Annotated in this window: 20 protein-coding genes and 2 tRNA genes; 14 read left to right on the forward strand and 8 right to left on the reverse strand. The window is 41.9% G+C overall.

The features are described 5' to 3' along the window. The first annotated feature begins 9 nt into the window (after positions 1-9). Complete coding sequence (gene upp / locus ACE1CA_RS08915) at positions 10-642, forward strand: uracil phosphoribosyltransferase (RefSeq protein WP_413277544.1); 633 nt, start codon at positions 10-12, stop codon at positions 640-642. A 13-nt stretch (positions 643-655) separates the two neighbouring features. Here upp and pdxA read toward each other — a convergent pair whose 3' ends face one another. Continuing rightward, positions 656-1,741 carry a 4-hydroxythreonine-4-phosphate dehydrogenase PdxA gene (gene pdxA, locus ACE1CA_RS08920; RefSeq protein ID WP_413277545.1) on the reverse strand — a complete coding sequence of 362 codons (1,086 nt, stop codon included), beginning with the start codon at positions 1,739-1,741 and terminating at the stop codon, positions 656-658. Between the two features lie 107 nt (positions 1,742-1,848). On the opposite strand from pdxA, the gene petM reads away from it, so the two are divergent. From petM to ACE1CA_RS08935, 3 genes are all read left to right on the forward strand, one after another. Beyond that, a complete protein-coding gene (gene petM / locus ACE1CA_RS08925; RefSeq protein ID WP_413277546.1) occupies positions 1,849-1,953 on the forward strand; it encodes a cytochrome b6-f complex subunit PetM in 105 nt (34 codons plus the stop codon). A 173-nt stretch (positions 1,954-2,126) separates the two neighbouring features. After that, positions 2,127-3,101 carry an SDR family oxidoreductase gene (locus ACE1CA_RS08930; RefSeq protein WP_413277547.1) on the forward strand — a complete coding sequence of 325 codons (975 nt, stop codon included), beginning with the start codon at positions 2,127-2,129 and terminating at the stop codon, positions 3,099-3,101. Between the two features lie 49 nt (positions 3,102-3,150). Next, entirely contained in the window at positions 3,151-4,068 is a 918-nt protein-coding gene (locus tag ACE1CA_RS08935; RefSeq protein ID WP_413277548.1) for an NAD(+) kinase, read from the forward strand. 103 nt (positions 4,069-4,171) lie between these two features. Here ACE1CA_RS08935 and ACE1CA_RS08940 read toward each other — a convergent pair whose 3' ends face one another. Then, positions 4,172-4,936 carry a hypothetical protein gene (locus ACE1CA_RS08940; protein WP_413277549.1) on the reverse strand — a complete coding sequence of 255 codons (765 nt, stop codon included), beginning with the start codon at positions 4,934-4,936 and terminating at the stop codon, positions 4,172-4,174. Positions 4,937-5,244: 308 nt separating this feature from the next. Between ACE1CA_RS08940 and nblR the strand changes: the two genes are divergently transcribed. From nblR to ACE1CA_RS08970, 6 genes are all read left to right on the forward strand, one after another. Then, positions 5,245-5,940: a response regulator transcription factor NblR gene (gene nblR, locus ACE1CA_RS08945; RefSeq protein WP_413277550.1), complete on the forward strand. Its 696-nt coding sequence runs from the start codon at positions 5,245-5,247 to the stop codon at positions 5,938-5,940. 24 nt (positions 5,941-5,964) lie between these two features. Next, the gene (locus ACE1CA_RS08950) at positions 5,965-6,600 is read left to right on the forward strand and encodes a DUF192 domain-containing protein (RefSeq protein WP_413277558.1); all 636 of its coding nucleotides are present in this window, start codon (positions 5,965-5,967) and stop codon (positions 6,598-6,600) included. An 876-nt stretch (positions 6,601-7,476) separates the two neighbouring features. Beyond that, positions 7,477-7,668 carry a DUF2949 domain-containing protein gene (locus tag ACE1CA_RS08955; RefSeq protein WP_413277551.1) on the forward strand — a complete coding sequence of 64 codons (192 nt, stop codon included), beginning with the start codon at positions 7,477-7,479 and terminating at the stop codon, positions 7,666-7,668. A 190-nt stretch (positions 7,669-7,858) separates the two neighbouring features. Then, on the forward strand, positions 7,859-8,686 hold the full coding sequence (locus ACE1CA_RS08960; protein WP_413277552.1) for a DUF928 domain-containing protein: 828 nt from the start codon (positions 7,859-7,861) through the stop codon (positions 8,684-8,686). Between the two features lie 180 nt (positions 8,687-8,866). Beyond that, positions 8,867-12,019 carry a two-partner secretion domain-containing protein gene (locus ACE1CA_RS08965; protein WP_413277553.1) on the forward strand — a complete coding sequence of 1,051 codons (3,153 nt, stop codon included), beginning with the start codon at positions 8,867-8,869 and terminating at the stop codon, positions 12,017-12,019. 108 nt (positions 12,020-12,127) lie between these two features. Next, positions 12,128-14,779 (forward strand): CHAT domain-containing protein, encoded by a 2,652-nt coding sequence (locus ACE1CA_RS08970; RefSeq protein ID WP_413277554.1) that lies wholly within the window; start codon positions 12,128-12,130, stop codon positions 14,777-14,779. Between the two features lie 185 nt (positions 14,780-14,964). Here the strand turns inward: ACE1CA_RS08970 and ACE1CA_RS08975 are convergent, their stop codons facing one another. From ACE1CA_RS08975 to lpdA, 4 genes are all read right to left on the reverse strand, one after another. Then, positions 14,965-16,116, reverse strand: coding sequence for a pyridoxal-phosphate-dependent aminotransferase family protein (locus ACE1CA_RS08975; protein ID WP_413277555.1), 1,152 nt, complete (start codon positions 16,114-16,116; stop codon positions 14,965-14,967). A gap of 178 nt (positions 16,117-16,294) precedes the next feature. Then, the gene (locus tag ACE1CA_RS08980; protein WP_413277556.1) at positions 16,295-16,576 is read right to left on the reverse strand and encodes a DUF5340 domain-containing protein; all 282 of its coding nucleotides are present in this window, start codon (positions 16,574-16,576) and stop codon (positions 16,295-16,297) included. 39 nt (positions 16,577-16,615) lie between these two features. Next, positions 16,616-17,512: an indole-3-glycerol phosphate synthase TrpC gene (gene trpC, locus ACE1CA_RS08985; protein WP_413277557.1), complete on the reverse strand. Its 897-nt coding sequence runs from the start codon at positions 17,510-17,512 to the stop codon at positions 16,616-16,618. A 183-nt stretch (positions 17,513-17,695) separates the two neighbouring features. Further along, entirely contained in the window at positions 17,696-19,138 is a 1,443-nt protein-coding gene (gene lpdA / locus ACE1CA_RS08990) for a dihydrolipoyl dehydrogenase (RefSeq protein ID WP_486517722.1), read from the reverse strand. Between the two features lie 170 nt (positions 19,139-19,308). Here lpdA and ACE1CA_RS08995 point away from each other — a divergent pair, with 170 nt between their 5' ends. Then, entirely contained in the window at positions 19,309-19,527 is a 219-nt protein-coding gene (locus ACE1CA_RS08995) for a hypothetical protein (protein ID WP_486517723.1), read from the forward strand. On the opposite strand, the gene ACE1CA_RS09000 is transcribed toward ACE1CA_RS08995, so the two are convergent. Next, positions 19,522-20,313 carry a TrmH family RNA methyltransferase gene (locus ACE1CA_RS09000; protein ID WP_486517724.1) on the reverse strand — a complete coding sequence of 264 codons (792 nt, stop codon included), beginning with the start codon at positions 20,311-20,313 and terminating at the stop codon, positions 19,522-19,524. The genes ACE1CA_RS08995 and ACE1CA_RS09000 overlap by 6 nt on opposite strands. A 75-nt stretch (positions 20,314-20,388) precedes the next feature. Continuing rightward, positions 20,389-20,470: transfer RNA gene (locus ACE1CA_RS09005), tRNA-Leu, on the reverse strand. 355 nt (positions 20,471-20,825) lie between these two features. On the opposite strand from ACE1CA_RS09005, the gene murA reads away from it, so the two are divergent. The 3 genes from murA to ACE1CA_RS09020 all read left to right on the forward strand — a co-directional run bounded on the left by murA (position 20,826) and on the right by ACE1CA_RS09020 (position 23,325). Continuing rightward, positions 20,826-22,199: a UDP-N-acetylglucosamine 1-carboxyvinyltransferase gene (gene murA, locus ACE1CA_RS09010; RefSeq protein WP_413275384.1), complete on the forward strand. Its 1,374-nt coding sequence runs from the start codon at positions 20,826-20,828 to the stop codon at positions 22,197-22,199. A 188-nt stretch (positions 22,200-22,387) separates the two neighbouring features. Next, positions 22,388-23,263 (forward strand): M48 family metallopeptidase, encoded by an 876-nt coding sequence (locus tag ACE1CA_RS09015; protein WP_486517725.1) that lies wholly within the window; start codon positions 22,388-22,390, stop codon positions 23,261-23,263. Continuing rightward, positions 23,242-23,325: transfer RNA gene (locus ACE1CA_RS09020), tRNA-Leu, on the forward strand. Before ACE1CA_RS09015 ends, ACE1CA_RS09020 begins: the two co-directional genes overlap by 22 nt. Positions 23,326-23,334: the final 9 nt, after the last annotated feature.

Genomic DNA, 23,334 nt, shown 5'->3' on the forward strand with positions numbered 1-23,334 from the left:
AGGTGAATAATGAGAGAAGTTACGATAATTGACCATCCATTAATTCAGCATAAATTAACACTAATGCGGCAAGTAGACACCAGTACCGCTAAATTTCGCAATCTTTTAAAAGAAGTGGGAATGTTATTAGCTTATGAAGTAACTAGAGATTTACCTATAAAATATGTAGAAATTAAAACGCCACTTTCCCCTACCTCTGCACCCATGTTAGCCCCAGAAAAAAAGATGGTAATTGTCTCAATTATGAGGGCAGGACAGGGAATTTTAGATGGTATTTTGGAATTAATGCCTTCAGCTAGAGTCGGACATATTGGACTATATAGAGATCCAACCACATTAATGGCAGTGGAATATTACTTTAAAATGCCCCATGATATTGAACAGCGAGATGTATTAATAGTAGACCCAATGTTGGCAACTGGAAATTCCGCTGTTGCAGCAGTCGATCGCTTAAAAGAACTGAATCCTTTATCAATAAAATTTTTGTGTTTATTAGCTGCACCCGAAGGAATTGCCCACTTTCACGAACAACATCCAGACGTACCAATTTACACAGCAGCAATAGACCAATATTTAGACGAACATGGTTATATTATTCCCGGTTTAGGTGACGCAGGCGATCGACTTTACGGCACAAAATAAGCAGTTTTTCTCCTTAATTTCGCTGCTTCACTAACTCTACTGCTAACTGTAAAGCTGCTTTCATACTTGTAGGATTAGCGATTCCTTTTCCTGCAATATCAAAAGCTGTTCCATGATCGGGAGAAGTGCGAACAAAAGGTAAACCAATAGTAGTATTAATTGCTCGATCGAACGCCATTAATTTAACTGGAATTAAACCTTGATCGTGGTAAAGCGCCAGATATCCATCATGAGCAGAAAAAGAAGTACTATTTTGATTACCAAACCAAGCTTGACCAGGCTTTACCCACATGGTATCGGGAGGAATCGGGCCATCTAAAACTATATCCGATCGCCTTTTTCTCTCCCACTCCAACCAAGGATTTAACCAATACTTCTCCTCAATACCTAACTTTCCCTGCTCCCCACTGTGAGGATTTAAACCTGCAACTGCAATTCTTGGTTGAGCAATGCCAAAATCCTCCTGCAAACACTCTACCAACAAATCTAATTTCCAACTCATCAACTCTGGTGTCAGCAATTCCGAAACTTGACATAAAGGAATATGTGTGGTAGCAAGTAAAGTGCGGAGAGTCCAGCCAGTGTGAGGCGATCGCGCCACAAACAACATTCCAAACCGTCCCACACCAGCCCGTTGAGCCAACAACTCAGTTTGACCGGGGTAATCATGTCCTGCTGCTTGCCAAGCAGATTTAGCGATCGGCCCAGTGACAATACCTTGGAACTGATTTGCTAAAGTTTTGTCGATCGCCGTTTCCAGAAAGGCAAAACTAACTGCCCCACTAGCCGCATTAGCAAAACCAACAGTAATTTTATCCTCCACGCACTCGACATCCACATCCAAAATTGACAGAGAATCAGGATCGGCTAGAGATTCAGCAGGTAAGAATTGCCGTAGCTGAGAATAGGTTTTTTGCAAGAGCGATCGGCTACCCACCACCGTCACCCGACAACTCTCCGTCACAGTGCGATCGGCTAGAGCCTTAAGAATCACCTCTGGCCCAATACCCGCAGGATCGCCCAACGTCACCGCCAAACAAGGACGCAAATCGTCATTTCTCAGTATCGAGCCACTTTCTGTAAAGAAACTTTTTTCCATTTTCATTTTTCCCTCCACCCCAACTCTTCTAGGGAGAGATACCCCAGCTGTTTTATACTAACTTTGCGGGTTTGAAATCATCACAAAGGCAAAGGAGCGTTTAACTAATGAGCAGTGAAATCTTCAATACAGCATTCTTGGCTATTGTCCTAGTCCTAGTAGGCTTATCAATGGGCTTTGCATTACTCAAAATCCAAGGCAAAGAAGAATAGCAGATTAAGACAGAGGGGCACAGGCGCACAGGCGCAGAAGGTAAAAATTCCCCTTGTCCCCTTGTCCCCTTGTCCCCTTCCCTACCCACCCTGCTCCCCAAAAAGGGAAGCATTACCGAGCAAATTCTGATAACATCTTATAGAAAGTTTAAAATTCTTTACTAAAATTCTGAATGAGTTTATTAATTGTCGGTGCCACTGGCACCTTGGGAAGGCAGATAGCCCGTCGCGCCCTAGATGAAGGACACCAAGTTCGGTGTTTAGTAAGAAGTTCTAAAAGAGCCGCTTTTTTAAAAGAATGGGGCGCACAGTTAGTTCCTGGTGACTTGTGCGATCGGGCAAGCTTGCCTCCAGCCTTAGAAGGTGTAACAGCAATCATTGATGCTGCTACTGCTCGCCCTACAGACTCTTTAAGCATTAAACAGGTAGACTGGCAAGGTAAAGTAAGCTTAATTCAAGCTGCTAAAGCTGCGGGTGTAGAACGTTTTATCTTCTTTTCCATCTTAGATGCAGAAAAATATCCTCAAGTGCCACTGATGGAAATTAAACGCTGCACCGAACAATTTTTAGCCGAATCAGGTTTAAATTACACCATTCTCCGCCCTTGTGGTTTCATGCAAGGTTTAATTGGTCAGTATGCCGTTCCCATCTTAGACAAACAGGCAGTTTGGGTAACTCAGCAAAGCGCCCCCGTCGCTTACATGGATACCCAAGATGTAGCCAAATTTGCCGTTCGCGCCCTGTCTGTTCCCGAAACAGAAAAGAAAAGTTTTCCCATTGTGGGAACGAGAGCTTGGACAGCAGAAGAAATTATTCGCTTGTGCGAACGCTTATCTGGACAAGAAGCTAAAGTGACCCGACTACCAATGAATTTACTGCGTACAGCAGGTCATGTCGCTCGGTTTTTCCAATGGAGTTGGAATTTAGCTGATAGATTAGCTTTTGCTGAAGTTTTAGCCACAGATAAACCATTAAATGCTTCAATGGAAGCAGTTTATCCTGTTTTTGGCTTGAATCCTGAAGAAACGACTACCTTGGAAGCTTACTTACAAGATTACTTTAGTCGCATATTAAAGAAACTCAAAGAGTTAGATTATCAAGCTAATCAAACGAAAAATAAGAAGAAAAAAACTTCTTTCAGATTTTAGTCTCTAACTAAAATCGTTTATCATATTGACCAAAAACGGACTTTTTCGCGTGCCCAAAGCTGGGATTATTTATAACGACGTTAAACCTATAGCTTGTCGTGTTGCTGGCGAATTAAAAGACCAGCTAAAATCTGCTGGCTGGGATGTGGTGATGACTACTGGTGCAGGTGGTATTCTTGGCTATGCTACTCCTGAAAGCCCTGTTTGTCATACACCGATCGACCTATTAAATCCTCCAGGATTCGACAAAGAAATGTCTTTTGGCATCGTCTTGGGAGGAGATGGTACAGTCCTATCAGCGGCTCGTCAAGTGGCATCTCTTGGTATTCCTTTGTTGACTGTCAATACTGGTCACATGGGATTTTTAACCGAGACATACCTGAATCAATTACCTTTGGCGATCGAAAAGGTAATGGCAGGAGAATATGAAGTGGAAGAGAGAACCATGATTGCAGTGCGGGTGTTTCGGGACAATGCACTGTTATGGGAAGCTCTTTGTTTAAATGAAATGGTGATTCATCGGGAACCTCTCACCAGTATGTGCCACTTTGAAATTAAAGTGGGCAAACACGCCTTGGTTGATGTTGCCGCAGATGGGGTAATTATTTCTACTCCTACTGGTTCTACGGCTTATGCTTTAAGTGCTGGTGGGCCAGTGATTACACCGGATGTGGAAGTATTACAGTTAGTGCCTATTTGCCCGCATTCGATGGCTTCTCGTGCTTTGGTGTTTGCTAATACTGAACCTGTGACGATTTTTCCAGTAAATTTAGATCGTCTGGTAATGGTGGTAGATGGAAATGCCGGATGTTATGTTTTACCAACCGATCGCGTTTTGGTGGAAAAGTCTCACTACTGTGCCCGGTTTATTCGCTTACAACCACCAGAATTTTTCCGCATTTTACGAGAAAAGTTAGGTTGGGGTTTGCCTCATATTGCTAAACCCACTTCTGTCGAGTTGCCTTAAGCAGTACGCATATATAGCAATTGTGGAATTTACGCAATAGAGCCACAATTAGTCATATTGTTTAATTGATGCCACAAATTTACAATTAAGTGACTAATTGTGACTATTTGGAGGAAAGTTTGTGAGCGATCGCTTCTCCAATCGAGTGGAAGTCGTCTTCTAGTTCAACAGCAGTTAATTTTTCAAATTTAGCCACTTGGATTACTTGCTCGTCGCTAACTTCTCCTCGCAAGGCAGCTACAATGCGATCGGCTGTTCTCCCACTACCAGCAACTACGATCAATGGTCGATCGACTCTCATACTATTACTCGCATCTCTTAAAGTGATTCCTCCACCATTAATCAAAACTGTTACCGAAGGTGCGCCGTTAGCTAAAGCAGTTGCCACATCAGCAATCCAAGGAGATTCATCTCCCCAATTATTACCAGGAACGAGTACAAAGTGTGTATGATTCGGTTCTAAAGGTGCTGCATCGGCAAAGGTATTCTCAATATCTGGAAGTATTAAAGTTCCAATTGCCGCTACACCAATTAAGGGAAATGTTCCACCTAAATTTGAACGCGCTTTTCCCATTAATTGCATTACGCCAGCATCAGTACCACCATCTACTACGTAAGCTTGAAATTTTTCTGCTAAGGGGACTATTTTTTCTTCAAACAGTCTTTGTAAACAGGTGTAATACTCCTGCGTTAGTCCACTAGCACCACCGACAATGACTAATGTAGGGCGCGATTCTTGCAATCCTAAGTGTTGCAAAGCATGGGGTAAATCTGTCACTTGCTCAACTTTAATGGCAAGAGCGTCGGGAATATTCGTCATATAAGAAACGCAAGGTCTTTGCATCTTGCTGATTAATAAATTATTCATAGTTATACATTGTTATGGTTGCTTTTTCTAACCCAGCTATCAGCTATTAGCAATTTGTAGGCTTTGAAACTGCTAATAGCTTGGATATTGTTAAAATCTGGATTGATGTTTGCTTTTCACATAATATTCTACACGATTAAAGCAAATTGTTTGTTCTAAATTTAACAAAGTTAACTCAGTATTGCCCTGGCAGGCTTAAAAGTAGGCTTTATTATAATACCAAGCAGCACTTTTCCTCCAATAAACGTGCTAAAACAGATAGGTGTTACAGTAAGGTCAAGTATTAATGCTTATAAAGTTGGAGCGTTATGAATACTATTACCGTTAATAACAGCCCTTGCGTCTTAGTCATAGAAACAGATGAAACCTTGGCGCAAAGTGTCAGCCTTGATTTAAAAGAATCAGGCTATGAACCAATTGTGGCTTACGATGCAAATACTGGAATGCTGCAAGCTATAGATCGGCAACCAGCTTTAATTGTAGTAGACCGGATGTTAGCTGGGGATTCTGGATTAGGGGTGTGTAAAAATCTGCGGCGTGCGGGAAATAGAGCACCTGTGTTACTGATGATGGCGCGTGATAGTGTGGACGATCGCGTTGCTTGTTTAGAAGCAGGCGCAGATGATTACTTTCTTAAACCCTATCGATCGGAAACGTTTTTAAAGTTAGTCCGTCTTTATCTCCAGCCGGATAACTATAGCTCGGAACAGTTACGATTCTGTGACTTAGTTTTAGATTTAGGTACGCGCCGAGCTTTGCGTAATGGCAGAGTCATAGACTTGACGATGAAGGAATATGACTTGTTGAAGTACCTCATGGAACATCCCCGCGAAGTTTTAACCAGAGAGCAAATTTTGGAAAATGTCTGGGGTGACAACTTTATGGGAGAATCTAACGTCATTGAGGTGTATATTCGTTATTTGCGTCTGAAAATCGAACAAGAAAATGAAAGACGCTTAATTCAAACCGTCAGAGGCGTAGGTTACGTACTGCGAGAAACGTAAAAACAGTAGGAGAAGGGTACAGTGATGAAAGGCAGAAGGCAGAAAACAGAAGGCTTTTTTGTTGAACTTTTTACTCGTTTTCGACTGTTCGATCGTTTCTTCTGCTCTGCGCTAAGTTTAGGGTTGGGAATTTGGTTGATGGGTTGCTCTGCAATTGCATCTGTGAATGGAGATACAGCTTTGATTCCCCAGAAAGAAAGGATAAAATTTTCTAACGATCGGGAATTAGCCGAAAATTTGGGTCAAATGTTGCCGATTTCGGCTAAAGCTACCTTTGTTAGCGGTGAAGTTGTGCAGCTAGAAGTGACTCGCACTCCCGAAGAGCAGTCTTTAGGGTTGATGTATCGTCGAAGTTTACCGGACGATCGCGGAATGTTGTTTTCCTTTTCTCCGCCTCAAAGAGTTAGCTTTTGGATGAAAAATACCTTAATTCCCTTAGATATGCTTTTTTTAAGAGATGGAGTAGTCAGAGCGATCGCCGCTAACGTCCCACCTTGTAAGCAAGACCCCTGTCCTAGTTATGGCCCTGATGGAACTATAGACCAAGTAATCGAGCTACGTGGGGGTAGAGCCTCGGAAATGGGGATTAAAGTCGGACAAGAGGTAAAAATTCAGTATTTTTCCCCCCAACCTGCAAACCATACAAAATCTTTACCATAATTTGTTGAAATCTTATAATTTTTGAACCTAAATGTTAACATTGGTGTCTATATTGATAGATAACCTCAAGAATTTGCTACGCTGTCCTGGCAGCGCGAATTCAGAAGAGACTTGCCCTTAGAGTCAGCAAAACTACCGAAAGTGCAAGATTGAGTCAGGAAAAAAAGTAAGTTACTATCTGTAAAGTATGCTTGCTTAAAATACTGACAAAAGTTAAATTCCTGATGTTCTGACTTGTGAATCCCTTTGAGGAGCCAACAAGAGAGTACCTAAGAGTTGTGAGTTAAAGCTTAGCGATATTTCTCTTGAGGTAAAGGGAAATTAGGTGTGAGGTGAGAGCAATTCACAGGCAGAACTAAAGAAACCGCGTTAAACGCAGAAGTAGCAGACTTTGGCGAAAATAACTTTTCATGAGATCGTAAAGTTTCCAGAAGAGTTAGGCCAAAAAAGCAAAAATAATGAACTAAAGATGCTGGGAATTTCTCACTATACACCTGTAGATATAGTAGAGGAACTAGTCAGACATCTTCCTTGTTAGAGATGAGGTTAGTTAAGGCACTGAGGTAAAACAAGATCACAATAAAAAAACAACTTTGTTGAGGTAAAAAGCTGAATAAAAAGCTGTTTTTCTAAGATGATTTTTAGCCAATAAGCTGCTGAAAATAATTAAACTTAATCCTCAACTCATCATCTATATTACTCAGGTTTTGAGTATTGTCTGTGCTGCCAAAGTCTGATTTGACTTGGGTTTGGGTAAGTTGACAAACAATATTTATAACCAAAGAGCAGTGACAAAAAGAATACTGTCTACCGGATTTATACGCCGGAAAGACGAAGATCGGAAAATGGTGTCTAGTACAGGAGGTGAAAGTAGGAGTGGCACCCACAAACTATTCGAGATTTATTAAATTTTTGCAAGAAGAGCTGTCAATTTCTGGCGCATCGCTCTCGATCGCGTTAAGACACAGCAAGCAAGACCCGGGGCCTTTGCCAATGATTCTTTGGCAATATGGTTTGGTAACATTAGAACAGTTAGACCGGATATATGATTGGTTGGAACAAGCTTAATAATTAATTATCCCCAAGGATCTGGCGATCATGTCAAAGCGAGTATTTACCAGCAAGTTACGACGGAATCGAGGGGTGACGCAAAATTTCATACCACAGCAGAGAATGGGTTGGCGATCGCTGACCCATTCTTTTCTGCTCAAAATTTAAAATAGTAGGGTAAGCATTAAAAAGAAATAACTTAAAAATTATGGCACAGCAACTTTCTTCTTATTCGATCGCTTTAACTTTGTTACTAATTTGTAAATTATTTACTTTTAGTTCCTTACCAACTCAAGCAGAAACTACGCCAACCAATCAAAATACATCTAGTCCTTGGGAGATTAATAGCTCATCTGCTTATGAACCACCATCAGATATTAGTTCTCCCGGAAGAAGAGAATCTGGTGGAAATCGTCCAGCAGAAATTTCTACACAATTAAAATGTCCCAATGATTTACAGGTTTCTAATCCACCATTAACAGCTTTAGTCCCCAAAGTTAGCGAACAAACTACTAACTCACGGACGAAAATTATCCAATTGACGGGATTAACAGTAGAAGCATATCCAACATTTTTTGTCTACCTCCCTCAGACTGGTGCTAATACTGTAGAATTTATCCTCAATGATACTGAAGAAAAAGAGGTGTACCGGACTAATTTCACTACACCGAAAGTTCCAGGCATCTTTGGCTTTAAACTTCCCAAAAATGCGCCCGGTTTAGAGGTGGGAAAGAGCTATCAATGGTACTTTGTGATTCGCTGCGACCCGGCAAATAGAAAGCGAGATTTAGTTGTCGAAGGTTGGATTTGGCGGACACAGTTGCGTCCTGCTATCAACGAACAAATACAGAAAGCATCATTAAGCGATCGCGCTAGTTTATTCCGTCAATATAAAATTTGGTATGAAGCTTTAGCTTACTTAGCTCAGTTAAGGTACTCTTCTCCGGGAAATTCGCAATTAACTATAGAGTGGCGCGAACTATTGCGATCGGCTGGCCTCAGTGAAATCTCTGAAAAAAATTTGATTAATCCATAAATTTTTCTCAATAAAATCTTGCACCAAGAGGCGGAGCCTCTGCTTCTCGTTCCCAGGTTCAACCTGGGAACAAAGTCTGGGAGGTTCTACCTCCCTTGCTGCAAAGGTCTGACGCACCCTACACAAGCTAAAATGATTCATGAAATAACCTTTTATTAGTCGCCTTTAGCGATAAATTTTATGAACAAAATAGCTCATATTAGACTTTGGCTAAAATTAGGGAGTTATCTATTTTTTTTAGTTCTATCTCATCCCACCTCAGCACAGATAATTCCCGACAGAACACTACCCAGTAATTCCACAGTTACACCAACTAACGACACATCCCCCAATCCCAACCCACCAGGGCAAAGAACACCTGTAATTTACCTCATTAACGGCGGAACACAAGCAGGTAAAAATTTATTTCATAGCTTTCAAGAATTTTCCCTTCCCACAAAAGACACCGCAAACTTTAACAACTCAGCAGACATTCAAAATATTATTACTCGCATTACAGGTAACTCAATTTCTAACATTGATGGCTTAATTAAAGCCAACGGTACTGCTAACCTGTTCATCTTAAATCCCAACGGCATTATTTTTGGGCCAAACGCTCAATTAAACATTGGCGGCGCATTTATTGCCAGTACCGCCCAAGCAATTAACTTTGCCGACGGCACTCAATTTAACGCCAATTCTACAGGAACCACGCCCTTATTAACCGTTAGTGTTCCCCTTGGTTTACAGCTAAATTCCTCAGCGATTTCTCCTTCAGGAATTACAGTCCAAGGCGCAAACTTACAAGTGCAACCGGGTCAAACTATATCCTTAGTAGCTAATCAAATAAACTTTCTCGGTGGCAACTTGAAAGCAGAAAAAGGAAGAATAGAATTAGCAGCAATTAACAATGGTTCATGGTCACTATTTAGTAATACTCAACCACCAACAACCCAACTAGGAGACATTCAACTTTCCCAAACAGCCACAGTTGATACCAGTGGTTTTGGTGGTGGGAATATTTTCGTGCAAAGTAGAACTTTAAGATTAACCGACGGTTCCCAAATCAAAGCCAACACTTTAGGTGCAGAACCCGGAGGAAACTTAACAGTAAATGCCTCTGAATCTGTGGACATTATTGGTAGATTAGCAGATGGAACTCCCAGCGCCTTGCAAGCTAGAGTTGAGTCAAACGCTACAGGAAATGGTGGAAATATCAACATTAATACCAGAAATTTGCGCGTCGAAGGTGGGGCAAGAATAGCAGCTTCTTCCTTAACAGATGCGCCAGCTAACGCCGGGAATATTGCCGTACAAGCAACAGATAAAATAGAAATAATTGGGGCAAAAAGTGTCACCCAAAACCAACAAAACATCCTTTACCCAAGCGCATTATCTACCCAAACCACAGGCGCAGGAAATGCAGGAAAAATAAACGTTCAAACGGGAAATTTAGTAGCTCGTGAAGGCGGACAAATATCTTCCGAAACTTTTGCGAGTGGAAATGCAGGAAACATTGACATTCAAGCCAATCAAATTCAAATTGATGGTAGGTCATTTGAGGGTACAGCGCCTAGTGGAATTTTAGCGAGAACTAAACAAGAAGCCACAGGAAGCGCTGGAAATATTACTATAAATACAGAAAATTTGACAATAGCAAATGGCGCAAGAATTGCTGCTGCTTCTTTAGGTGCAGGAAAAGGGGGAAGTTTAACCATTCGCGCTCAAGATACAGTAGAAGTAACGGGGGTGGGAAAAAATATCGATGGTTCAGTTAATCCTACTCAGATATCAGTTTTAAGTACTGGAACTGGTGAAGCTGGAACTTTAGACATTCAAGCTAGAAAATTAATTGCTGAAAATGGCGGTCAAGTATCAGCTTCTACTCAGGGAATTAGTAATGGGGGAAATTTAACTGTAAAAGCTGAAGAAGTGCAATTAAATGGTCGTTCTCCCGATGGTAGTTTTCCCAGCGGTTTATTAGCGAGAGTTGAACCAAAAGCAACGGGAAATGCGGGAAATGTGGTGATAGAAACTCAACGTTTGACTCTCACCAATGGTGCAAGAGTGACAGCATCTTCTTTAGGAGAAGGAAAAGCGGGGACTTTAACAATTCGTGCTACGGAAAAGGTAGAAATTAATGGAGTGGGAAAAAATGTTGATGGAAGTTCTAACCCAACACAAATTTCTGTTTTAACAACCGGAACTGGTGCAGCTGGTTTTTTAAATGTTCAATCTAGGGAATTGACAGTAGGAAATGGAGGTCAAGTAACTGCTTCTACTACGGGAATTGGAAATGGAGGTAGTTTAACTGTTAAAGCTGAAAATGTGCTGTTAAATGGTCGTTCTCCCGATGGAATTTTTCCTAGTAGTTTATTAGCGAGAGTGGAAGGAAATGCTACAGGAAATGGGGGAGATTTAATTGTAGAAACAGGACGTTTAACTGTTAGAGATGGTGCAAGAGTGGCAGCTGCTTCTTTAACCCAAGCATCATTAAATCCATTAACGCAAGGGAAAGCGGGAAATGTGACAATTAGTGCTAATAATGTGGAAGTAGCGGGAGTTGGTAAAAATGTTGATGGAACTGCTAACCCTGCACAAATTTCAGTGTTATCTACAGGACAGGGAATTCCTGGTAATTTAAAGATAGATTCTCCTACTGTTTTGCTGAATAATCAAGGTAATATTTCGGCTGCATCTCAAAAAGGTACAGGGGGAAATATTACTCTTGATTCGCAAAATGTTGTTTTACGCCGTCAAAGTGTAATTTCTGCTGATGCAGGTGCGGGGGGAACTGAGGGAAATATTAACATTAATACCGAAATAATGATTTTGTTAGGAGGAAGTAAGATAATTACTGATGCGGAATCTCCCACAGGTGGAAGTAATATTAATATTGCTGCTCCTAGTGGTTCTGATTTATTATTATTAGTTTCGCCAGACAGTATTATTAATGCTCGTGGAGAATTGATAATTGAAGGCGAGGTGGAAGTGAAAGCGCCAGAATTGCCTAAAGTACAAGTGGTGGATGCGACTAATTTAATTGCTCAAACTTGTCCTGTTGGTGAGGAAGTGAGTACTTTTTATGTGACTGGAAGGGGTGGTATTCCTACTAATCCGAATGAACCTTTAAGTGGTGATTTATTTTGGGAAGATTTACGCATTCCGCAAGTAAGTAAGAGTGTAGGGGTACAGGGGAGTAAAGTTGCAAGAGAGAGTTACCAATCTCCTACAATAGTAGAAGCGCAAGGTTGGGTAATTGGGAGTAAAGGCGAGGTTATTTTGACTGCTGAAAATACTAAGTTTACCTTACATGATGCACCTTTTAATTTACCTGCTTGTCGTTCAAGGTGAATTTTGAATAGGTTTGTTGTGAGGACTTTAGTCCTTCTACTAAACATAAGGAACGACTGAAGTCATCACTACGAACAAGTTTTAAGTGCTAAAATCAACTTTAGAAAAATGTTTAACCCTTTCAAATTCAGTTTAGCTTTATGCTTGGGTCTAGCGATTTCCCTATCCTGGCAAAATCTCTTTCTTCCATCTCCAGCAATAGCAAACCTTACTCTTCCGTGTAACTCCTATCTGCGTCTGTGCGGTGCAATTTCTTCTAACTACAATTCCCTGGAATTACTACAACAAGGAAAAAGTTTATACGAAACAGAACAATTTGCTGAAGCAATCAATATTTGGCAACAAGCAGAACGAAACTTTGCTGCTCAAAAAGATACTTTAAACCAATCATTAACTCTAAGTTTCCTTTCTTTAGCTTACCAGAAATTAGGCGATCGCCAATCCGCCCAATCCACAATTAACCAAAGCTTAAATTTATTGCAGACAATCCCAGACTCAAACCGGGAAAAATATCGGGTTTTGGCAACTGCTTTCAACACCCAAGGACGTTTACAACAATTGTTAGGACAAACGGAAAACGCTCTTTCTACTTTACAACAAGCTACCGCTGCTTACCAAAAAGCTGGAGACGAACCAGGGAAAATTGGCAGTTTAATCAATCAAGCGCAAACTTTACAAACTTTGGGGTTTTATCAGCGATCGGCTAAAATTCTAACAGATTTGGAGCAGAATATTCAAACACAAACCAATGCCGATATAAAACTTAAAGGTTTACTCAGTTTAAGTGCTATTCTTCGGACTAATGGAGATTTAGAAAAGTCGCAAGAATTAGGTAAACAAGCTTTAGAGATTGCCGAAAAGTTATCATTTCCTTCTGCTCTAACTACAGCTTTAATTAATTTAGGTAATACAGAATTAGCTTTAGCTAGAAGAATCGAAGCAGTAGCAGAAGATACAGCAGATAAGCAACAAATACAACAAAGGAAAGCAGCAGCTTTAGCAGCCTACCAAAAAGCTGTTAATTTAGCTAATTCTAGTAATCTCAAACTGCAAGCACAAGTTAATGAAATGCGGTTGTTTTTGGAAACTAAACAAGCAAGTGAAGCAGAAAGTTTGTGGCGAGAAATTCAATCCGAACTAGCTCAAATTCCAGCAAGTAGAAGTAAAGTTTTTTCTCAGATTAATTTAGCTAATTCTATGTTAGAATCAATTCATTCTAATTTAGAATTGACGCAACCACAGAGTTTAGCAAAGTTACTGGCGAATGCAGTTCAAGAAGCGAAAACTTTGGCAGATAAACGCGCCGAATCTTATGCTTTAGGTACGCTAGGGGAATTGTACGAAAAAACCGGGCAGTTTCGAGATGCAGAAGAGTTAACTAAACAAGCTTTACAACAGGCAAATTCAATTAATGCGACGGATATTAGTTATTTGTGGGAATGGCAATTGGGGAGACTTTACAAAACACAGAAAAGTTGGGAAAATGCGATCGCATCCTACACCACAGCTATTAACACCTTAAAATCTCTCCGCAGCGACTTAGTAAACATTAATCCAGAAGTGCAATTCACTTTTCGGGATAGCGTAGAACCTGTTTACCGGGAATTAGTTGATTTACTTTTGCAACCCCAAGCAGAAGTTAATCAAACAAAACTTCTCCAAGCACGTCAAGTAATCGAATCTTTGCAGTTAGCTGAATTAGATAACTTTTTCCGAGAAGCTTGTTTAGATGCCAAACCCGAACAAATTGACAAACTAGATGTCAAAGCAGCAGTTATTTATCCAGTAATTCTTCCCGATAGATTGGAAATTATTGTTAGTTTACCACAACAACCCCTGAAAAATTATAAAATATCGATTCCGCAAAATCAAGTTGAAAGCACCATTCATCAACTCGAACAAGCTTTAGCAATTCGCCATTCTAATCAAGCAAACCGTTTACAAATTTCTCAGCAAGTATATGATTGGTTAATTCGCCCCATGCAAGCAGATTTACAAACCAGCGGCGTACAAACTCTAGTGTTTGTCTTAGATGGTGCTTTGCGAAATATTCCAATGGCAGCTTTGCATAATGGAAAACAATATTTAATTGAAGAGTATAATATCGCCTTGACTCCAGGGTTACAATTACTCAAAACTCAACCTTTAAGTCGGGAAAGATTGAGGGCATTAACAGGAGGTTTGAGTGAAGAAAGAGAAGGTTATTCGGCATTGCCGGGAGTGAAATTAGAATTGCAACAAATTAATGCCGAAGTTCCAGGAATCACTCTTTTGAATCAAGATTTTACTAGCGCAACTTTAGAAAAACAAGTGGCAGAATTGCCTTTTCCAGTAGTTCATTTAGCTACTCACGGACAATTTAGTTCTAACTTTAAACAAACATTTATTTTGGCTTGGGATGGGCCGATAAATGTCAAACAATTAGATAATTTACTTAAAAGCAGAAATCCCAATTTACCCAGCGAAATTGAATTATTAGTATTAAGTGCTTGCGAAACTGCCACTGGCGATAATCGGGCAGCGTTAGGGCTGGCAGGCGTAGCAGTTAGGGCGGGCGCACGCAGTACTTTAGCAACTTTGTGGAAAGTGAGTGATGAGTCTACTGCGGTATTAATGACGGAATTTTATCGAGAGTTGACAACACCGGGAACCTCAAAAGCTGAAGCTTTACGTCGAGCTCAAATCAGGCTATTGAATAACCGTAATTACCGAAATCCTTATTTTTGGGCACCTTATGTTTTGGTGGGAAATTGGTTGTGAATTATAGTGGGTAAGCCGTTCCGCATTTAAATTAGATTGTTTGGAAACAGAAGAAAATTAGTCTAATTCTCTCCCCTGCTCCCCTGCCCCCCTGCAATCTCAATAAGTTATTTAAATGCGTGACAGCTTAGTGGGTAGTGGGTAGTAGGAAAAATTCTATTTACCAACTACCAATTACCATTTAACTAACTATTAAATACCTTTGCAGCAGCGGCGACACCTGCGCCGGGGGTGAAGGCATCGTAACCTAGTTCTAGCAAGGCTGCTTCTAATGATGCGATCGCAGTTAGTATATCGCGATCGCTCACAAAACCCAAGTGCCCAATACGGAAAATTTTACCGTTTAAATGATCCTGTCCTCCTGCCATTGCAATATCATAACGCTTCTTCAAAATCTTGCGAATTTGTTCGGCATCTACCTGTACTGGCGCAACTGCGGTAATCGCCGCAGAAGCAGCACTATCAGGCGCAAACAAAGGCAAACTCAAAGCTTTCACCGCTTCACGAGTGGCATTTTTCAACCGTTGATGACGGGCAAAAATATTTTCCAAACCTTCTTTTTGCATCATCTGCAAAGTAGCTTGTAATGCCACAATTAAATTCACTGGTGGCGTAAACGGAAAACTATTTTTCGCCGCATCTTTGCGATACTTGCCTAAATCCAAATAATACTTCGGCAACTTCGCCGTTTTGTAAGCTTCCCAAGCTTTTGCACTCACACTCACAAAAGCTAAACCTGGAGGAATCATATAACCTTTTTGCGAACCCGAAGCTACCACATCAATTCCCCATTCATCAACAGGTAAATTAACTGCGCCCAAACTCGTCACCGCATCTACAATAATTAAAGCTTCGCCGTGAGCTTTAACATAACGGTTAATAGTTTCCAAGTCATTTAATACGCCTGTAGAAGTTTCGCTGTGAGTAACAATTACCGCTTTGATTTGCTTTTCTGTGTCTGCTTCCAGCTTTTCGCGGAACTGTTCCGTATCTAAAGCTTTACCCCATTCAGCGGTGATAATCTCTGCATTCAAGCCGTAAGCTTTACAAACTTCTCCCCAACGTTCGCCAAACTTACCATTCGATCCTACCAAAACGCGATCGCCAGGACTCAAAAAATTAATAATCCCCGCTTCCATCGCCCCCGTACCGCTTGATGCCAGAACAAGCACATCATTTTGCGTTTGGTGAATCCATTTCAGATTTTGCAAAACTTCCCCCATAATCGGGATAAACTCGCTGCTACGGTGCCCAATGGGATGTTTCGCCAAAGCGAGTAAAGCTTGTTCGGGTACAGGTGTTGGCCCCGGAATCATTAATATTAACTTATCGTCCATCAGTCTCTCCTAGATACAGTCTGCTATCTTTATAATTGTGAATTCTGAATTTAGCATTTCTCAAAAAATTCTGAATTAAATAATTTTCTTAACTCAAAACGATCGCCTTTTCCCTAAAACGGGTAACTTTTTATTATACATTGTATTCTGGATTTAGCCATCAGGAAAATCTTAAATTTTACACTGGCGGCTGACTTTTCTCTATCTCACTATTTACCTCTACTGGTGAATGCTCAAGCACATGATTTAAAGACCAAAAATACGCTGTCGGTAACTTCGCTTGGCAACAAATATCTTCTATTTGCTTTTGTTGGGCAATCGCTTTCCTTAATGTAATCATCAACTGTCTTACTTTTTCTTGAACTTCTGTATTGCCAGATACAGCAAAATTAGTTTTCCTTTCTAACAATTGCAGTATTAATTCGTATTGAATAGGAGAGGGAAGAGGTATTGGCTCCATATAGGTAAACTTAAATTAGGTTAACAAATAGCTAATCAATTAGTTAGGGTTAATATCACTAACTAAGGACTTAATAGCTAGTTCTGGGTCTGGTTGCTTTACCAATGACTCACCAATTAGTACGCCAGTAGCACCAGCTTTTACTACTAATTGTAAATCATCAGGAGTATGCAATCCTGACTCACTTACTACTACAATACCGCGTTCTTTTAGTTGTTGACCGCGAGTAGCGAGAAGATTGCAAGTTAATTGTAAATCAACTGAGAAATCTTTCAAGTTGCGATTGTTAATTCCCACTAAATTGACCTTCTCTAAGGCTAACACTCGGTCTAATTCTTCTAAGGAATGAACTTCTACCAACACTGCCATTTTCAAGACTTGAGCAATTTTAACAAAATACTGCAAGTCTTGATTAGAAAGAATCGCCGCAATTAGCAAGATTGCATCTGCACCTTTTGAACGGGCTAAATAAATTTGGTAAGGATAAATGATAAATTCCTTACACAACAGAGGTAAGTCTACAGCTTGGCGAATTTGCGCTAAATTTTCAAATCCGCCTTGAAAAAACTTAGTATCTGTCAATACAGAAATACAGGAAGCGCCCCCTTTTTGGTAAGCTTGGGCAATTGCTACCGGATCAAAATCTTCCCGGAGTACACCTTTACTAGGAGAAGCTTTTTTCACTTCGGCAATAATAGCAGGTTTTTGGGCTGCTGATTTTAAAGCAGCAATAAAGTCGCGAGGTGGGGGAAGATTAACTATTTGTTTCTGTAATTCTACCAAAGGTAGACGTTCCCGCATTTGGTCAACTTCGGTTTCTTTGTGCCAAACTATTTCTTCCAAAATGTTTCTCGGTGCAGCATCAGGAGCTACTATTTGATAGCGTAACTCTTGAACTGCAACTGCGGGATTTGGGGGACGACGACGAATTTCCATTTTTTGGGGACTGGGGACTGGGGATTGGGGACTGGGGACTGGGGACTGGGGATTGGGGACTGGGGAGGTAGGGAGGTGGGGAGGTGGGGGGAGTAGAACAAGTAGAAGAATTAGATAGTTAAATTATCTTCCCTCATCTCCCCATCTCCCCATCCCCCCATCTCCCCATCCCCCCATCTCTTCTTATGCTTTGACTGCTTCGGCGGCGCGTTTGTATGCGTCGTCGAGGACTTCTGAGAGTGTGGGATGGGCGTGAACTAGGTATGCTAAGGTGTGGATTGATTGACGATTTGCGATCGCATTTGATGCTTCATGAATCAAGTCCGAAGCGTGTAAACCGATGATATGAACTCCTAAAATTTCGCCGTTATCTTTCCGGTAAATCACTTTAGCAATTCCATCCGCTTCTCCTTCAGCAACCGCTTTAGAATTACCTTTAAAATAACTCCGCACGCTGGCAACTTCAAAACCTTCTTTACTTCCCAATTCTTTCGCCGCTGTTTCTGTCATACCGACAAAACTAATTTCTGGATGAGTAAATGCAGCAGCAGGAATACTGTGATAATCAACCGTTTTGTGTCTACCACAAATATTTTCTACAGCAGCAATTCCTTGAGCAGAAGCAGCATGAGCTAACATCATTTTACCAGTAGCATCTCCGATCGCCCAAAGATTTGGCACAATTTCCCCGCTAGAAACTACAGCCATTCTATCATCAACTGAGATATAACCTCGACGGTCTAATTCTACACCCACAGTTTCCAAACCCAAGTTTTGAGTAAAGGGAATTCTCCCTGTCGCTACTAAGCAAGCGTCAACTTCTAAAACTTCTACAGTTTCTTTAGTTTGAGTATCTGCTAATTCGATAATTACTGGCGAACCTGGAGTAACTTTTTTCGCCAACATTCCCACTTTGGTTTCAATATCTCTGGGAGTAATGAGAATTCTTTCGGCAATTTTAGCAATATCTCGGTCAAAACCTGGCATTAATTCTGGTAACGCTTCAATTAAGGTAATTTCCGAGCCCAAAGCCGAATAAATATCGGAAAATTCTAACCCAATATAACCACTACCAACTATCGCCACCCATTGCGGCAACCAGTCTAATTTAATCCCATCATCGCTGGTAAAAACTGTTTTACCATCAACTTCGATTCCGGGAGGAATCCAAGGCACAGAACCAGAAGCAATAATAATATTTTCGGCAGTAATAATTTTTTCCTGTCCATCGTTGGTAGAGATGGATAATTTTTGTGCGCCTGCCAATTTTGCCCAGCCTAAAATTGTATCTACGCCGATGCGTTTTAAGCTGTTGGTTAAATCTCCGCGTAGCTTAGAGACAATGTTAACGGCATGATTTGCGATCGCCTCTCGGTCAAATTCTACATTGCCAACTTGAATTCCTAGCGTTTTCAAATGGTGGGCGTTGCGTAATTCTCGCACTCTACCCGATGCTGCCAATAACGCTTTTGATGGGATACAACCACGATTAACACAGGTTCCACCCATATCGCCAGCTTCGACGATCGCAGTTTTCAACCCACAGCTTACCGCATGAAGGGCAGCACCATGACCACCCACGCCAGCACCAACTATGGCTAAATCATAATCAAATCCCTGACTCACCTGAACTTCTCCAGTTGCTCACAGCCCTTTTTAATTCTTAACTAGACCGGGTAATTTAGACAACATTTTTTTCAATCAGCAATCATCATGTCAGAATTGGGCATATTTTAGAAGAGGGGACTAGTCCCCAGTCCCCAGTCCCCAGTCCCCCTACACTTTAGGAGTTACTTATGGAAAACGACAAGCAAAAAATGCGTCAAGAAGCTGCGGAAGCTTTTATGGCATCCCTTAATGATTTTGAGAGTATGTTGACTGAAACAGAAGAAAAACCTAAGTTTGATTCTCCATCGGCAAAACCTTCTGCGAAAAACAAAGATTTAGAAATTTTTGAGGATGCGTTAGCTGACATTGACGCTTTTATGGAAAAACGATCGCACCCCCAATCATAAGTTTTTCTGATATCGTTGGCGTTGGGCTTCGTACAAAATTAAAGCAGCTGCGATCGCCACATTTAAAGATTCCACCCCTGGACTAAGGGGTATTTTCACTTTTTTATCTGCCAGGGCTACCAAATCCGCAGATAATCCTGCGCCTTCGTTGCCCAATAAAATCAAGCTAGGTTTTTGAAAGTCCGTTTCCCAATAAGTCAAATTCGCTTCTGGTAAGGTTGCTACCACTTGCATTCCTTGTTTTTGACATTGCTGCACCACAGCCTTTAAATCTATTGTGACTGCCATTGGTAAGCGAAACCATTGTCCGGCTGAGGCTCTTAACACCTTGGGATGGTCTAAGTCTACACTATCAGCACTCAACCATAAACCGGATGTTCCCGCTGCTGCTGCTGTACGAATCATCGTCCCCAAATTGCCGGGGTCTTGAATCGTCTCTAAAGCTAATATCGATCCAGAATAAGGTACTTGGGTGCGGAAGGTGGCTGCGCGGGCTGCTGTGGCTACTACACCGTCTGGTTGGACAGTGGTTGCGATCGCCTTAATTACTTCTGGACTGACTAATTCTAATCTCTGGGAGCGTTGGGAAGCTTGTTGCCAAAGTTCCGGGTATTTCTCCTGCCATTGGGGAGTGCAACAAACCGTGATTAAGGGATAATCAACAGCGATCGCTTCGGTTAACAGATGAGTTCCTTCCAACAAACAAAGCTGCTGTTCCTGCCGATCTTTAGCTTGATGCAGCTTGCGAATTTGCTTTACCAGTGGATTTTGCAGACTGGTCAACATGAGAAATTTTGGACTTTAAGATTTTGGATTTTTAGAGTCGAGCGAAAATTTAAAATCCAAATTCTAAAATGGTAATGCGGAACCCGGGACTTGAACCCGGAAGGCTTGCACCACATGAACCTGAATCATGCGCGTCTACCAATTCCGCCAGTTCCGCTTGTACTTTATTACTTTAGCACACAATCTACTATTATCCAGAAAGTTATTTGATTTGTCAATATGGGATTGGGGATTGGGGATTGGGGACTGGGGACTGGGGATTGGGGACTGGGGATTGGGGATTGGGGATTGGGGATTAGGGACTGGGATTGGGAGAAGTTTTGAGTTTTGAGTTTTGAGTTAAATTTCCCTTGTCCCCTTGTTCCCCAGTCCCCAGTCCCCAGTCCCCAATCCCCAGTCCCCAGTTATAAAAAAAACTTGTCGATTATAGACATCTGGTATGTTTCCTGTAGAATCTTAACCAAAATTAGATGAAGACGCACGAATTGTGAAGTAATTCGGAGGACAGGACAATTACTCGCGTTACTGGTTTAACCGACACTAATGCCAACACCAAAGAAGACCAATCGGTTTTAGAAATTTTGGGTGGCACTCCCCTCTCAGGGCAGGTCAGAATTAGCGGGGCGAAAAATTCAGCCCTAGCGATTATGGCGGGTGCTCTGCTTTGTTCAGAAGATTGCCGTTTGCGGAACGTTCCGTCATTGATGGATGTGAGGCGGATGGGCGAGATTCTGTCAGCTTTAGGTGTGAAGGTACAACAAGATGGGGACGTTTTAGACATCAACGCCCAGGAGATCAGCCAATCCCAAGCACCATACGAATTAGTTAGTCAGCTACGGGCTAGTTTTTTTGTAATGGGGCCAATGCTGGCGCGGCTAGGGGTGGCAAAGGTGCCGCTTCCGGGTGGTTGTGCGATCGGAGCCAGACCTGTAGATCTTCATGTCAGGGGTTTACAGTTAATGGGGGCAGATGTACAAATCGAGCATGGGATGGTTAATGCTTATGTTCGAGGCAAAAGCCGTCGCTTAACAGGTGCCCACATTTACTTGGATTACCCCAGCGTTGGTGCCACTGAGACAATCATGATGGCAGCGACGTTAGCGGAAGGAGAAACCACGATCGAAAATGCGGCTCAAGAGCCAGAAGTCGTGGATTTAGCGAATTTCTGTAGAGCAATGGGGGCTCGAATTAAGGGTGCAGGAACTAAAACCATCGTGATTGATGGGGTTCCGAGCCTCCACTCTACGGAATACAGTATCATTCCCGATCGAATTGAAGCCGGAACTTTTTTAGTAGCAGGAGCAATTACCCATTCCGATCTCAGTTTGTTTCCTGTAATTCCAGATCATCAAACAGCAGTAATTTCTAAACTGCGAGCGATCGGTGTCCAGGTATTTACCGAAGGGTCTGACTGCTTACGGGTAGTTGCCAGAGAACGCTTGAGTGCTACGGATATTGAAACCCTGCCTTATCCGGGATTTCCTACGGATATGCAGGCGCAGTTTATGGCTTTGCTAACTTTGAGCGAAGGAGACAGCGTAATTTCCGAAACTGTCTTCGAGAATCGCTTGCGCCATGTAGCAGAGTTGAATCGGATGGGTGCAGATATTCGGATTAAGAGTAATCATGCGATCGTGCGTGGTGTACCCATATTGTCCGGTGCGCCTGTTTTGGCAACGGATTTAAGGGCTTCGGCAGCGTTAGTGCTGGCGGGGTTAGCAGCGCAAGGTAAAACGATTATCAAAGGATTACAGCACCTCGATCGAGGTTATGAAAATCTAGAGATGAAACTGCAAAAAGTGGGAGCCCGCTTACGCCGGATTCAGGCAGAAGGGAAAACCGAGGATGAATCAGCTAAGTTGAATTCGTCTACTTTAGCTGGATAAAAGTTGGTTGCCAAACCAAAAGATTGTGGGTAGCTTTGACAAGGCTACCCTTTTACTTTGGAGCGTGATTGATGGGAATTTGGATAAAAATTAGTTATGGGATCTAAGATGTTTTCAGGAAGAGTCAATCTTTTCCCATAATGCAGATTTATAAATAAAATTTTGTTGTTTACAAAGAAGTTCGCCTCATGTTTTCCCCAAAAACTACTTTACTCGGTTTAAAAGCAGATCATTTTCGTCATCCTCTGGATTTAGAAGCAACTCAGGCGATTAAGCAGTTGCCTGGGATAGATTTGATGGTGAGAAATTTACTCGGTCCGGTAGCTGAACAGTTTTTTTATTTAGAAAATATTGCGGCTAGCGTGCTGGTGGGTGAGAAACAGTTGCCAGAATTTCACAAAATGCTGTTAGAGGCTTGTGAAGTTCTGGATATGGAACCGCCTCAGCTTTATGTACGCCAGCATCCAGTACCCAATGCTTATACTTTTGCGATGCGGGGGAAACAGCCGTTTATTGTGGTGCATACTTCTTTGCTGGAGTTGCTTTCACCACCGGAAATTCAAGCGGTGATTGCTCATGAGTTGGGTCATTTGAAGTGCGATCATGGGGTTTATCTGACGATCGCCAATATCATCGTCTTAGCTGCGGCGCAGTTACCTAGCTGGGGTGCGATGTTGGCACAAGGGTTACAGCAGCAGATGTTGCAGTGGTTACGGTGTGCGGAGTTTACTTGCGATCGAGCGGCGTTGCTGGCGACTCAAGATCCCCGCGTGGTGAGTTCGTTGTTGATGAAGTTGGCGGGTGGTTCGCCAAGTTTAGCTTCACAGTTGAATTTGGATGCGTTTTTGGCTCAAGCAAGGGCTTACGATGACATTAGCAATAATGAACTGGGGCAAATGCTCAAAGAGGCGCAAACGGTGAATTTGACTCATCCGGTGCCTGTGTTGCGGGCTAGGGAGATCGATCGCTGGGCAAGTAGTAAAGAATATCAGGGCTTGCTAAAAGGTGAGACTATGCGCTATAGTAATAAAGCTGAATCCAAGGGCGGGTGGCGAAACTGGTAGACGCACTAGACTCAAAATCTAGCTCCCGTGAGGGAATGAGAGTTCGATTCTCTCCCCGCCCATAGTTGAAG

The organism is Floridaenema evergladense BLCC-F167 (genome assembly GCF_041929205.2).
GTDB lineage: Bacteria > Cyanobacteriota > Cyanobacteriia > Cyanobacteriales > Aerosakkonemataceae > Floridanema > Floridanema evergladense.